This window comes from Bradyrhizobium sp. TM102 (genome assembly GCF_009176685.1).
GTDB lineage: Bacteria > Pseudomonadota > Alphaproteobacteria > Rhizobiales > Xanthobacteraceae > Bradyrhizobium > Bradyrhizobium ottawaense.
This window is the reverse complement of sequence record NZ_AP021855.1, coordinates 177,149-189,393: the sequence shown is the minus strand read 5'-3', so window position 1 is coordinate 189,393 and position 12,245 is coordinate 177,149. Positions and strand designations below refer to the sequence as shown.

Sequence of the window (12,245 nt, the reverse complement as noted above, 5' to 3'; positions counted from 1 at the left end):
CTCTTCGGCGAGCCCCGAAGGGCGACGGCCACCGGCGGGGCCGTTCATCCTTCGAGGCTTCTCATGGGACGCGTTGCATCCCATGCCTCGCACCTCAAGCATGACGGCGAGAGAGAGCACGTCTCTGCGAAGAAGGACACATCCGCCATGCCACATCCGCTCGACAGCTTCTTCGCGCCCGCCAGCATCGCGCTGATCGGCGCCTCGCGCGATCACGAGAAGATCCCGGGGCGGCTCTTGTCCATGCTGCGCAAGAACGAATATCCCGGAAAGATCTATCCGGTGAACCCGAACTACGCGGATATCGACGGGCTGGCCTGCTACGGATCGATCGGCGACATCGGCGCGCCCATCGACCTCGCCGTCATCATCATCCCGGCCCGTGCCGTCCTGTCCGCGCTCGAGCAATGCGCCGCCGCCGGCGTCAAGAATGCCGTGATCATCTCCTCCGGCTTCGCCGAGGAGGGCGGCGACAGCGCGGCGATGCAGGATGCGATCGCGGCGCTGGCGAGGCGCACCGGCATGCGGATATCCGGGCCGAATGCCGAGGGCTTCTTCAGCCAGGTGCAGCGCGTGGCGGCGACGTTCAGTCCGGCGGTCGATGTCAAGCCAAGTGTAGTGCCGCTTGTCGCCACCAAAAAGCGGATCGGCATCGTCGCGCAGAGCGGCGGCATCGGCTTTGCCTATTATCACCGGGCGCGGGCCCTCGGAATCGCTGTCAGCTATGTCGTCAGCGCCGGCAATGAATCCGATCTCGGCGCCGGCGAGTTCCTGGATTACATGGTGCAGGATTCCTCGACCGAGGTGATCCTGCTGTTCATCGAAGGCATCCGCGACGTCGACAAATTTCTGGTCGCCGCCCGGCGCGCTGCGGAGATGAAGAAGCCGGTGATCGTGACAAAGGTTGGACGCTCCGGCGCAGGCCAGCGCGCGGCGGCCTCGCATACCGCGAGCATGGCCGGCTGGTCGGCCGCCTATGACGCGGTGTTCGCGAAATACGGCTTCATCGTCTCCAACGACCTGGACGAAGCGCTGACGATCGCCGCGGTGCTTGCCAGCAATCCGCTGCCGAAGGGCGATCGCGTTGCCGTCGTCACCGTTTCCGGCGGTGCCGGCATCTGGGGTGCCGATACGGTGGCGCTGCAAGGCTTGCAGGTGCCGGAGCTGTCCGAAAAGGTCCAGGTTGGGATCAAGCAGTTGATGCCGTCCTATGGCACGGCGCGCAACCCGATCGACGTCACCGCGCAAGGCGTCACCTCCGGCGGCTTGCAGAAGAGCGTCGACGTCCTCGCCGCCTCGGACGAGGTCGATGCGATCCTGGTGGTGCTGTCGCTGTCGAGCGAGGTGCGCAGGCCCTTCAAGGAAGAGAAACTGACGCCGGTGCTATCGGCACAGCACAAGCCGGTGGTGTTCTATTCCTACACGGTGCCGTCCGACTTCGCGCGCCGTGAGCTCGCCAAATCCGGCGTCGTGGTACTCTCGGGCCTCACCCATGTCGGCGTCGCGATGCGTCGGCTCGTCGACTTCGCCAAGTTCAGTCTGCCGAAGCCCGTGGACGAAACGCGGCTGCCGGCACGCGACCTTTCTGTACATCTGAAATCGGCGGTCCTGTCCGAGGCCGACAGCAAGTCGTTGCTCCGCACCGCCGGCATTGCACTGCCGGATGAGGTGCTGGTGAGAGACAAGAGCGAGCTCGACGAGGCGGTCGCCCGCGTCGGCTTTCCCCTGGCGATGAAGATCCAGTCGCCTGATATCGCCCATAAGAGCGAAGTTGGCGGCGTGCGCGTCAACATCACCACCAAGGGCGAGGTGTTTCTGGCATTCGAGGCGCTGCTGGACAATGCGCGCCGGCACCGGCCTGAGGCGACCATTCAAGGCGTGCTGGTGGGCCCGATGGCGAAGCGCGGTGTCGAGATCATCGTCGGCACGATGCTGGATGAGACGTTCGGTCCCATGGTGATGGTGGGTCTCGGCGGCATCACCACCGAGCTGTTCCGCGACGTCGTCTACCGCCCCGTGCCGGTCGACGCGGAGGCGGCGGGCGCGATGCTGGCGAGCCTGAAGGCGGCGCCGCTGCTGAATGGATTTCGCGGGGCGGCGAAGGCGGACGTTGCGGCTCTGGCACAGTTGATCGCCGATATCTCCGCGCTCGCCGCGCGGGAGGGAAAGGAGATCGCGGAGATCGAGCTCAACCCGGTGCTGGTGCACGCCGAGGGGCAGGGCGTGACGATCGTCGATGCGCTGGTGGTGGGAAGGAAGTAAGCCGCTAAAGCCGCCGCTGTCGTCCCGGACAAGCGCGCCCTAAGCGCGCGCAGATCCGGGACCCATAGCCACAGGGAGCGGTTTGGCCAAGACGCGGAGTGACCAGCTTGCGCCACAACTTCTCCCTGTGGTTATGGATCCCCGCGTTCGCGGGGATGACAGGGGAGGTTGTGGTCGCTGTGGAGTGATACGGCTAGCGCCGCCGTGATCATCGCCCCTTGAAATTCGCCGCGCGACGTTCTTCCGTGGCCTTCACGCCTTCCTTGAAATCCTCCGTCGCGCGCAGCCGGGTCTGCTCGGCGAGCTCGTGATTGGTCGCGGCCATGACGCGATCGGCCAATCCGGCGCGCATCGTCGCGCGGGTGGAGAGCAGGCCGAGCGGCGAGCATTCGGCGATTTCGCCGGCGAGCTTCATCGCGGCCGCCTTGACCTGGTCCTGCGGCACCAGCTCGTTGGCGAGGCCCCATTTCACGGCTTCCTCGCCGGTGACGCGGCGGCTGGTGTAGAACATCAGCTCGGCATTGTTCTTGCCGATCAGCTCCGGCAGCGTCGTCGTCAGGCCGAAGCCGGGATGGAAGCCGAGTTTCGTAAAATTCGCGGAGAAACGCGCTTCGGGGCAGGTGACGCGGAAATCGGCGGAGACCGCGAGGCCCAATCCGCCGCCGATGGCGGCACCCTGCACGGCGGCAACAATCGGCTTCTTGGCGCGGAAGATGCGCACGGCCTGGATGTAGAGATGGTTGATCGGCCCGAGATTGTCGGCGGGGTCGCCCTTCTTCTCTGCCTCGCGCGCCTCCTGCGCCTGCCGTGCCGGATCGCCGAAATTGGCGCCGGCGCAGAACGCCTTGCCCTGGGCCGAGAGCACCGAGGCGCGGATCTCGATGTCGCGGTCGAATTCGTCGAGCGCATCCGCGATCTGGTTGATCAGCGAGATGTCGAAGAAGTTCAGCGGCGGGCGGCGGATCTCGATGGTGCCGACGTGCCCGACCTTCTCGACGCCGATGTCCTTGTATGTGGTCATGATGATCCTTTGATGATTAGCGCAAACCAAGTCCGCGGGCGATGATGCCGCGCAGCACCTCGGTGGTGCCGCCCTGGATGGTGAGCTTCGGCGCGGTCTTGATGGCGAAGTCGAGCTGCCGCTCCAAGGTCTCGCGGTTGGTCGCGGTCTCCTCGACGAAAGCAGCAAGGTCGCGCACGCGGTGGGGAAGCTGCTGTTCCCAGACCGTGCCGATGTCCTTGACGATGGAGGCCTCGACCACCGGCTCCTTGCCGGCCTGCAGCATGCCGGCGACCGAGACCGACATGCGCCGCATGGTGTGGAGCTGCGCGACCAGGCGCCCGATGCCTTCGGCGCTGCGCGTATCCGGGTTCGGGCCGACCGCGCGAACGAGCTCGGTCAGCACGTAATAGGTCTCGAGGAAACGCTCGGGGCCCGAACGCTCATAGGCGAGCTCGCTCGTCGCCTGCTTCCAGGCGCCGTCGACTTCGCCGAGCACGTGGTCATCGGGCACGAAGAAGTCGGTGAAGACGACCTCGTTGAACTCGTACTGGCCGGTGATCTGGCCGATCGGGTTCACCTTGATGCCCGGCTGCTTCATCTTCACCAGGAATTGCGTCAGGCCGTGACGGCGGTTTTCCTTGGTCGGCTGCGACGTCCGGAAGATCGCGATCATGTAGTCGGCGATGTGCGCCGACGAGGTCCAGATCTTGGTGCCGTTGATCAGATAGCCGCCATCGGTCTTGGTCGCGCGCGTCTTTGCCGCGAACAGGTCGGAGCCGGAATTCGGCTCGCTCATGCCGATCGCAAAGCAGATCTCGCCGCGACAGATCCGCGGCAGGATGTCCATCTTGATGTGCTCGGGCGCGTATTTCAGCAGCACCGGTCCGCTCTGGCGGTCGGCCACGAAGAAGCGCCGCGTCGGCGCGTTGGCGACGCGCATCTCCTCGGTCACCACGTAGCGTTCGAGGAAGGAACGCTCCTGGCCGCCATATTTCTTCGGCCAGGTCATCCCCAGCCAGCCCTTGGCGCCGACCCGTCGGGAAAATTCGGGCGCGTCGGTGTCCTCGCGATTGGGCTTGTGCGGATCGAAGGTGCCGGCGGCGATCTCTTCGGCGAGGAAGGCGCGCACTTCCTTGCGCAGCTGCTCGCACTTCTCGGGCAGGCGGATCGGATCGAAACGGAGTGCAGCGGTCATGTGTTTCTCTCCCTGATCAGCGCGACGCCACGAGCGGCCACAATTCGTCGGCGCCTCTGGTCGCGACCAGCTTGCCGAGTTCGACGGCCCAGTGGCTCTCCGAGCCGAAGTCGTCGCGCCAGGCCAGCGCCCGCAGCGAATAGCGGTGCAGGATGTGCTCGAGGGTGAAGCCGATGGCGCCGTGCACTTGATGCGCGATGGCGCCGCCCTTTTCCGCGGCTTCCGCGCAGCGGATCTTTGCCGAGGCAGCTTCGAGATAGACCTCGTCGTCGAAGCGCGTCGCATTCGCGATGGCGTCGGCGGCCGAGGTCGCAGCCGCAAGAGCCGCGGCGGATTCGCCGGCGAGACGCGCCAGATTGTGCTGCACGGCCTGGAATTTCGAGATCTTCTTCTCGAAGGCGACGCGCTCGTTGGAATAGCGCACGGAGATGTCGAGCATCGATTCCAGCGCACCGGCGATCTGCAGGCTGCGCGCAACGCCGCCCATCAGCATCATCGTGGTCTGGTCAAACTCCCTGGGCGCGGCCTTGCGCGCGACGGGCTGGACCTTGTCGAGCGTCACGGTGTCGCTGTGGTCGTAGCCGACATTGAGGCCGGACTCGATCCGAACCTTGCCGGCATCGACCAGCGCGATCGAGACGCCATCCTTGCCGTGCGCCAGCACCGCAAAATGCTTTGCCGCTTTCGCAAAGGGCACGCCGCGGGCGCGGCCGGAAAGCGAGCCATCGGCATCGAGGGTGATGCGGTCCTTCGGCGAGGCCGGCAGCACCGTCATCTCGCCCTCGGGCGATGCGATCTTCGCTTGCGCCAGCAGCCAGCCGGCCAGCATGGTCTCGGCCAGCGGCACCGCGACGGCGAAACGGCCGGCGGCGTTCAGCAGCGCAAAGCCGTCGGCAAGGCTCGCGCCGGAGCCGCCGAGATCATCGGGCACCCAGGACAATGGCAGGCCGGCTTCGCTCAGCGCCCGCCACAGCGGCGCCTGCCAGGAATCCTTCTTGTCGTTGTTGATGGTTTGCGGATCGGCAAGATCGGCGAAGATCTTCTCCGCGGTCTCGACGACGATGTTATCACTCTCCGCCACAGCGTTCCCCGTGTTTTGCCGTTGGCGCGTCCCGCCTGGTGGAGCGAACCGCGCAGGTCTTCTTGCGCCCGATGATCCGAAAAAGCCATGGCCCTGACAAGCGTTGATCGCAGGTCAACCTGCGGCGCGGGCATGGGGGATAAGCTAATTCCGCTTAGCGGAGTTTGCTTGATTTGCAGGGCGCGGCAAACTCGCTAAACAAGGCCAGCGACTTAAGGCTCGCATCAGATACAGGGGAAGGGAAATCCGGATGGCCAAAGATAGTCTGTGCGCAATCGTGACGGGGTCCGCATCCGGACTTGGCGCAGCAACCGCGGAAATCCTCGCGCGAAGCGGGGCGCGGCTCGTCATCAACTATTCCTCTAGCCAGAAAGAAGCCGAGGCCACCGCGGACGTCTGCCGCAAGGCGGGCTCTCCGGAAGTCCTGGTCGCGCAGGGCGACGTTTCAAAGGACGACGATTGCCGCAAGATCGTCGCGGCGGCCGGCGCCTGGGGCCGGCTCGACATCCTCGTCAACAATGCCGGCACCACCAAGCATGTCGCCCATGCCGATCTCGACGGATTGTCGGCTGAAGATTTCCAGCGCGTGTATGGTGTCAACACCATCGGCCCGTTCCAGATGGTGCGTGCCGCGCGCAGCCTGCTCGAAGCCGGCGCCAAGGCCTCGGAGCGGCCCTCCGCCGTGGTCAACGTGTCCTCGGTCGCCGGCATCAGCGGCGTCGGCTCGTCGATCGCCTACGCCGCGAGCAAGGGCGCGCTCAACACCATGACGCTCTCGCTGTCGCGCGCGCTGGCGCCGCTGATCCGCGTCAACACGGTCTGCCCCGGCTATATCGACACGCCCTGGTTCACCAAGGGCCGCGGCGAAGCCGGCGCCAAGCAGGTGCGCGACAGCGTGGTGGCGAAGGTGCCGCTCAGGGTCGCGTCGACCGCCGAGGACATCGCGCAGCTCGTCTGCTTCCTGGCGATGCCGGCCTCCAGCAACATGACCGGCGAGGTCGTGCGCATGGATGCGGGGATGCATTTGATTACGTGAGATCGCGCTCCAATCTCCGCTGTCATCCCCGCGAACGCGGGGATCCATAACCACAGGGAGAAGTTGCCGCGCGACTCTGGTCACTCCGAGTCTTCGCCAAACCACTCCCTGGGGTTATGGGTCCCGGATCTGCGCTTCGCTTGTCCGGGACGACAGGGAGTTTGAGGGGCGAGATCAGCGCTTCGTGACAGTGCCTACCCCTTGATCACGCCGCTCGCCACCAGCCGGTGCCAGATGAACAGCACCACCACCGCGCCGAGCGTGGCCATGATGAAGCCGGCGCCCTGGTCGGGGCTGTAATGGCCGATGGCCTGACCGATGAAGGTCGCGAGAAACGCGCCGGCGATGCCGAGGATGGTCGTGAGGATGAAGCCGCTCGGGTTGTTCGGTCCCGGCGCCAGCCAGCGCGCGATGAGGCCGGCGATGAAGCCGACGACGATGATCCACAACAGGCCGCCCATGCTCATGACTGTGCTCCCCTTCCCGAAAGCGCGTCGATCAACGTCCGATTAAAGTTTGCCGGAGAGCTCGGTCTCGGTCGGCAGCCGTCCGTCCGGCGTCAGATGGTCGATCACCTGCGGCAGATACTGGCTGAGGCCGTTGAGCAATTCGTCGCGCGGCAGGCCGCTCTGGGCGGACAGACTCTCGATCTGGTCGGCGCCGAGTGCGCTGGCAAGGTCGCCGGGCGCGATCGGCTTGTTCTCGCCCTTGCCGACCCAGGAATTCGCAGCCTCGCCGTGGCCGCCCTGCTGGAGCTGGTTGAGGAGATCGCCGAGGCCGCCGCTCAGCACGGTTCCGGCCGCGCCGCCGGCGAGCAAGCCGCCGAGCCCGCCCTTGAGCAAATCGCTGAGGCCGCCGCTGCTGCCGGTATTCACGGGCGTCGGAGGCGGCAGCGGAGAGCGCTGCTGCGGGGCAGGCGCCGCGCCGGGCTGGCCTGCCGTGAAATGCTTGAAGGCCTTCCACCCAAGCAGGGCAATGATCGCCATGGTCATCGGCGACATGCCGCCGGAGGATTTCTCGGAGCTGGGTGTGGAGGGGCCGCGGGGGCCGTTCTGCATGCCGTTGAGGACGTCGAGTAGACCCATGGTGCTCTCCTTTGGCGTCTCGTTCGGCGAGCGCTCGCCGCTGGCTGCCCCCGGGCCGAAAACATATGGGGCTCTCATGACGGTTACAAGGCGGATGCGCCGCGATTGGTTGCCGGCCTCGCCTCTGCTATCGAGGGCGGGTCGTTCAGGGAGCAAGGCGAGGTGATGACGGATCGACCGATCGTGGTGGCCGGCGCGGGCGCCATCGGCTGTTTCGTCGGCGGCATGCTGGCGGCCTCGGGCCGCCGTGTCGCGCTGCTGGTGCGGCCGCGGGTGAAGACCGAGATCGAGCGGTTCGGCCTGCGATTGACGGATTTCGACGGCTCCGAGACGAAGCTTGGCGCAGGGCAGCTCGCGCTGTCGGAGGACCCCGCGATCTTCCACAGCGCCGGCATCGTGCTGGTCACGGTCAAGAGCGCCGACACCGCCGATGTCGCGGATCAGATCGCGCAGCATGCGCCTGAGGATGCCGTCATCGTTTCGCTGCAGAACGGCATCGGCAATATCGCGGTGCTGCGCGACCGCCTCGGTGGCCGCCACGTGCTCGCGGGCATGGTGCCGTTCAATGTGATCGCGATGGGCGAGGGCCGTTTCCACCGCTCGACCTCCGGCGACATCCATGTCGGAGAGGACGCTGGGAACACGGCCGCGGCGCTCTCGGTGCTCGGCCTCACGGTGCGCGCGAGCGGTGACATCACCGGCGTGCAATGGGGCAAGCTGATCATCAATCTCAACAATGCGCTCAGCGCATTGTCCGACTTGCCGCTCGCCGCGCAACTGTCAAACCGCGACTGGCGCAGGCTGTTCGCCGACCAGATGGCCGAGGGGCTCGCCGCGCTGAAGGCCGCCGGCATCGCGCCGGTCTCGGCAACGCCGATCCCCATGAACTGGACGCCGGCCTTGCTGCGGCTGCCCGACACGATCTTCAGCGCGATCCTGGGGCGGACCATGAAGATCGATCCCGAGGCGCGCTCCTCGATGTGGCAGGATTTGAAGCAGGGACGCAAGACCGAGATCGACTATCTCCAGGGCGCCGTCATCGCGCTCGCCGAGCAAAACCATGTCGAGGTGCCGCTGATGCGCCGCATTGTTGCGCTGATCAATCAGGCCGAGGCAGCCGGCAACGGTCCGCCGCGTCTGACGCCGCAGCAGATTCGCGCGGTGGTTTGAGTGCAAGGAGGGATCGATGAAACGTAGCTTGATGATCGGGCTCGCGCTTGCCGCGCTTTGCGGCGCATCGACGCTCGCTCTTGCGAGACCGCCGACGGTCGTGAACTCGCCCGGCTATGATAGGCGGTTGCAGGAGAGCAGGTCGCAGTTGGGCAGTTCGCCGACGACTGCGCCGGTGGATGTGCCAACGGTCAAATCGAAGCGCGGCAAGAAGAAGCAACCGAACTGACGTTCCACACCCCGCTGTCGCAGGGTGGGCAAAGCGGAGCGTGCCCACCAACTCTCTTAATCACAAACGAATGGTGGGCACGGCGCTTTGCGCCTTTGCCCACCCTACGATCATCGCGCAATGACGGCTGTAGCTCAGCCCTTCTTCGCCGGCTTGCTCGGGGTCGGATTGAACAGCTTCTTCAGATCGTTCAAGCTTTCCGACAGCCGCGGCCATTCGCAGGAGAATGAGCCTTTGGTGCACGCGCCCTTCGAGCGCTGACCGACCGTCTGCTGCACCTTTGGCCGCTCGACCGGGACGGGCACGCGCGCGACGTCGGTTCGCAGCGCGACCTGCTGGAGTTGCCGCGCTTGCAGTTCCTGCTGCTCGCGCTGTTGACGGGCGGCGGCCTCGGCCGCTTCGTTGCTGCGGCGCTCTTTGGCGAGATAGGCGGTATAGGCTGCGTCGATCTTCTTCTGCTCCTCCGGCGTCGGATTGGGTCCGGCGATGTCGAAGGTGCGATCCTGCAGGAAGTCGTAATAGGAGTATCCGCCGCCTGCCTTGCGGCGGCCGGCGAACTTGGCGTTGCAATCGGCAAGTGCGGATGTCTTCTCGGACTTGGTGGCGGCCTTCTCGGCGGCGTCGGCGCATTCCTCGAAATCGACCGGCGCGCGTTTCCACCATTGCGCCTGGGCATGCGCGTGCGTCAGCAGGAAAAATCCTGCCGCGGCAACGAGAACCAGCGCCGCACGACGCAATGCTATCACGGACGACATTCTACGAGAGCATTCCTTGCAAAACTCAACCCGAACTGAGTCGAGCCAGATTTTTGCCTCTTTATCGCCGGCTTGTCACCCATGGAACTCGGGAATTTCATGGCTGGGATGCTGACATTTTGTGCTTGACGTGGCGCATGAGTCACAGCGCCGCCTCGGCGGGCTGCTACACTTCGCCTTGCGAGCGCCTCATCTGAGGCGACGCCAAAAAAGACGCCAAGAAAACGAAATGGAAACGCCCGATGCTGCTGCCCCTGTCCGACGTGCCGCGCTGGTACGCTGAACGCAAACCACATGGCACGATCGCCGTCCGTCACGGGCAGGACACGCTGACCTGGGACGAGCTCGAGCGCGGCGCCAACCGGCGCGCGCGGGCATTTATGGCCAAAGGCGTCAAGCCCGGCGATTTCGTCGCAATCGGACTGCCCAACGGCAATACGTTCTTCGAGACCTCCTTTGCGGTGTGGAAGTGTGGTGCGACGCCGACCTCGCTGTCATGGCGGCTGCCGCGCGGCGAGGCCGCGGCCGTGCTCGACATTCTCAGGCCGTCGCTGGTGGTCGGCGGCGAGGCCGACTGGAACGCCCCGAACCGCCTCCCGGCGGATTTCGTACCGGCAGGATTTTCGGACGAGCCGCTCAATCCGCCGGTGGCGCGCTACTGGAAGGCCATGACCTCGGGCGGCTCGACCGGCCGGCCAAAGGTGATCCTCGATCATCAGCCGGCCGTGACCGACACGGTCGCCGCGCCGCCGCTCAATATCCCCTTCGGGGTCTCGCTGCTCAATCCGGGTCCGCTCTACCACAATGCGCCGTTCATCGTGTCGCACTACGCGCTGTTCACCGGCGGCCAGCTCACCGGTCTCGTCAAATTCGACGCCGAGGAGACGCTGCGGCAGATCGAACGCGAGCGCGTGCAATGGGTCAATTTCGTGCCGACCATGATGCACCGGATCTGGGCGCTGCCGGAGCAGGTGCGCAACGCCTACGATCTGTCGAGCCTACAGACCGTCTTCCACATGGCAGCTCCGATGCCGCCCTGGCTGAAGGAGAACTGGATCGCCTGGCTCGGGCCGGAGCGGGTCTGGGAGCTCTACGGCGGTACCGAGCGGCAAGGCTCATGCATCATCTCCGGCACGGAATGGCTGACGCACAAGGGCTCGGTCGGCAAGATCGGCGAGATGGCGAAGCTGCGCATCATCGGCGAGGACGGCAACGACGTCGCGCCCGGCGAGACCGGCGAGATTTATTTCCTCAACAACGACGGCAGGGACGCGACCTATCACTATCTCGGCGCCGAGCCGAAGCGCCGCAGCGATGGTTGGGAATCGCTCGGCGATATCGGCAGGCTGGATGCGGAAGGCTATCTCTATCTCGGCGACCGCCTCGCCGACATGGTGCTGCGCGGCGGCGCCAACATCTATCCGGCCGAGGTCGAGGCTGCCGTGTCCGAGGCTCCCGGCGTGCGCTCCTGCGTGGTGGTCGGGTTGCCCGATCCGGAATTGGGCCAGCGCGTGCATGCCATCATCGAGCCGGAGGGCGACGCCGACGGCCAGGCGATCGCCGACGCCATGGCGGAGTTCTTGAAGGACAGGCTTAGCCGCTACAAGCATCCGGAAAGCTTCGAGATCGTCGGCGCCCCGCCGCGCGATGATTCCGGAAAAGTCCGCCGCACGCTGTTGCGCGACGAGCGCGCAACGTGGATGAAGGAAGGGCGCGCCTTCCGGATTTGGCCGGCAAAGGCGCGGGCGCATGCCGATTGATTGACGGAAGGACTCCAGGACATGACCATTAACATCGCTGCGAACAGCGTGCCGAAGCCGCCGGCCGAGATCATCGCGGGCTTTCGCGGTGCGCCGACCTCGGTCATCTCGGACAATCTCGCGCGGCTGCCCGGCGCGGTCGGGCTAAAACCCTATCACCGCGGGGCTAAGCTGGTGGGCACGGCCTTCACGGTGCGCACCCGCCCCGGCGACAATCTCGCCATCCACCGCGCGCTCGAGCTGGTCGGCCCCGGCGACGTCATCGTGGTCGATGGCGGTGGCGACGAGACCCGCGCGCTGGTCGGCGAGATCATGAAGAACATCGCGCAGTGGCGCAAAGCCGAGGGCTATGTGATCGACGGCGCGATCCGCGATGTCGCGGCGTTCGCGGCCGACGACTTTCCCTGCTACGCCCGTGCCGTGATCCATCGCGGTCCCTACAAGAACGGCCCCGGCGAGATCAACGTGCCTGTCACGATCGGCGGCAGCGTGATCTCGCCCGGCGACATCGTGGTCGGCGACGAGGATGGTGTGGTGTCGTTTCCCGCCGCGAGCGCCGCGGCGCTGCTCGAAGCCGTCCGCGCCCAGGTCGCGCGCGAGGAGGAGACCATGAAGGCGATCCGCGAGGGCCGCTACCAGGGCTCGTATGGCAAGTCCTGATCAGGCGAG

The 12,245-nt window shown here is 65.8% G+C and carries 12 protein-coding genes; 6 read left to right on the top strand and 6 right to left on the bottom strand.

Annotated elements, in window-relative coordinates; translation table 11 throughout:
- Positions 1–147: 147 nt before the first annotated feature.
- Complete coding sequence (locus tag GDN70_RS00890) at positions 148–2,262, top strand: acetate--CoA ligase family protein (RefSeq protein WP_152103652.1); 2,115 nt, start codon at positions 148–150, stop codon at positions 2,260–2,262.
- A gap of 208 nt (positions 2,263–2,470) precedes the next feature.
- Here GDN70_RS00890 and GDN70_RS00885 read toward each other — a convergent pair whose 3' ends face one another.
- The 3 genes from GDN70_RS00885 to GDN70_RS00875 are packed head-to-tail and all read right to left on the bottom strand — an operon-like array spanning position 2,471 to position 5,541.
- Complete coding sequence (locus tag GDN70_RS00885; protein ID WP_028141827.1) at positions 2,471–3,283, bottom strand: enoyl-CoA hydratase/isomerase family protein; 813 nt, start codon at positions 3,281–3,283, stop codon at positions 2,471–2,473.
- Positions 3,284–3,299: 16 nt separating this feature from the next.
- Entirely contained in the window at positions 3,300–4,460 is a 1,161-nt protein-coding gene (locus GDN70_RS00880) for an acyl-CoA dehydrogenase family protein (protein WP_018316466.1), read from the bottom strand.
- Positions 4,461–4,476: 16 nt separating this feature from the next.
- A complete protein-coding gene (locus tag GDN70_RS00875) occupies positions 4,477–5,541 on the bottom strand; it encodes an acyl-CoA dehydrogenase family protein (protein WP_152102048.1) in 1,065 nt (354 codons plus the stop codon).
- A gap of 250 nt (positions 5,542–5,791) precedes the next feature.
- Here GDN70_RS00875 and GDN70_RS00870 point away from each other — a divergent pair, with 250 nt between their 5' ends.
- Positions 5,792–6,577, top strand: a complete 786-nt coding sequence (locus tag GDN70_RS00870; protein WP_038973551.1) for an SDR family NAD(P)-dependent oxidoreductase — start codon at positions 5,792–5,794, stop codon at positions 6,575–6,577.
- A gap of 194 nt (positions 6,578–6,771) precedes the next feature.
- On the opposite strand, the gene GDN70_RS00865 is transcribed toward GDN70_RS00870, so the two are convergent.
- Positions 6,772–7,044: a GlsB/YeaQ/YmgE family stress response membrane protein gene (locus tag GDN70_RS00865; RefSeq protein WP_080670147.1), complete on the bottom strand. Its 273-nt coding sequence runs from the start codon at positions 7,042–7,044 to the stop codon at positions 6,772–6,774.
- 42 nt (positions 7,045–7,086) lie between these two features.
- A complete protein-coding gene (locus GDN70_RS00860; RefSeq protein ID WP_038973550.1) occupies positions 7,087–7,662 on the bottom strand; it encodes a YidB family protein in 576 nt (191 codons plus the stop codon).
- Positions 7,663–7,824: 162 nt separating this feature from the next.
- Between GDN70_RS00860 and GDN70_RS00855 the strand changes: the two genes are divergently transcribed.
- Entirely contained in the window at positions 7,825–8,832 is a 1,008-nt protein-coding gene (locus GDN70_RS00855) for a 2-dehydropantoate 2-reductase (RefSeq protein ID WP_038973562.1), read from the top strand.
- Between the two features lie 16 nt (positions 8,833–8,848).
- Positions 8,849–9,061 (top strand): hypothetical protein, encoded by a 213-nt coding sequence (locus GDN70_RS00850; RefSeq protein ID WP_038947385.1) that lies wholly within the window; start codon positions 8,849–8,851, stop codon positions 9,059–9,061.
- A gap of 134 nt (positions 9,062–9,195) precedes the next feature.
- Here GDN70_RS00850 and GDN70_RS34830 read toward each other — a convergent pair whose 3' ends face one another.
- Positions 9,196–9,816 carry a hypothetical protein gene (locus GDN70_RS34830; RefSeq protein WP_038973549.1) on the bottom strand — a complete coding sequence of 207 codons (621 nt, stop codon included), beginning with the start codon at positions 9,814–9,816 and terminating at the stop codon, positions 9,196–9,198.
- Between the two features lie 242 nt (positions 9,817–10,058).
- On the opposite strand from GDN70_RS34830, the gene GDN70_RS00840 reads away from it, so the two are divergent.
- A complete protein-coding gene (locus GDN70_RS00840; protein ID WP_028141818.1) occupies positions 10,059–11,576 on the top strand; it encodes an AMP-binding protein in 1,518 nt (505 codons plus the stop codon).
- A 21-nt stretch (positions 11,577–11,597) separates the two neighbouring features.
- Entirely contained in the window at positions 11,598–12,236 is a 639-nt protein-coding gene (locus GDN70_RS00835; protein WP_152102047.1) for an RraA family protein, read from the top strand.
- The last annotated feature ends 9 nt before the right edge of the window (positions 12,237–12,245 follow it).

What these genes read in the sequence shown, in the direction of transcription:
- GDN70_RS00890 (WP_152103652.1), top strand. Translation starts at nt 148, where the DNA reads ATGCCACATCCGCTCGACAGCTTCTTCGCGCCCGCCAGCATCGCGCTG.
- GDN70_RS00885 (WP_028141827.1), bottom strand. Translation starts at nt 3,283, where the DNA reads ATGACCACATACAAGGACATCGGCGTCGAGAAGGTCGGGCACGTCGGC.
- GDN70_RS00880 (WP_018316466.1), bottom strand. Translation starts at nt 4,460, where the DNA reads ATGACCGCTGCACTCCGTTTCGATCCGATCCGCCTGCCCGAGAAGTGC.
- GDN70_RS00870 (WP_038973551.1), top strand. Translation starts at nt 5,792, where the DNA reads ATGGCCAAAGATAGTCTGTGCGCAATCGTGACGGGGTCCGCATCCGGA.
- GDN70_RS00865 (WP_080670147.1), bottom strand. Translation starts at nt 7,044, where the DNA reads ATGAGCATGGGCGGCCTGTTGTGGATCATCGTCGTCGGCTTCATCGCC.
- GDN70_RS00860 (WP_038973550.1), bottom strand. Translation starts at nt 7,662, where the DNA reads ATGGGTCTACTCGACGTCCTCAACGGCATGCAGAACGGCCCCCGCGGC.
- GDN70_RS00850 (WP_038947385.1), top strand. Translation starts at nt 8,849, where the DNA reads ATGAAACGTAGCTTGATGATCGGGCTCGCGCTTGCCGCGCTTTGCGGC.
- GDN70_RS34830 (WP_038973549.1), bottom strand. Translation starts at nt 9,816, where the DNA reads ATGTCGTCCGTGATAGCATTGCGTCGTGCGGCGCTGGTTCTCGTTGCC.
- GDN70_RS00840 (WP_028141818.1), top strand. Translation starts at nt 10,059, where the DNA reads ATGCTGCTGCCCCTGTCCGACGTGCCGCGCTGGTACGCTGAACGCAAA.
- GDN70_RS00835 (WP_152102047.1), top strand. Translation starts at nt 11,598, where the DNA reads ATGACCATTAACATCGCTGCGAACAGCGTGCCGAAGCCGCCGGCCGAG.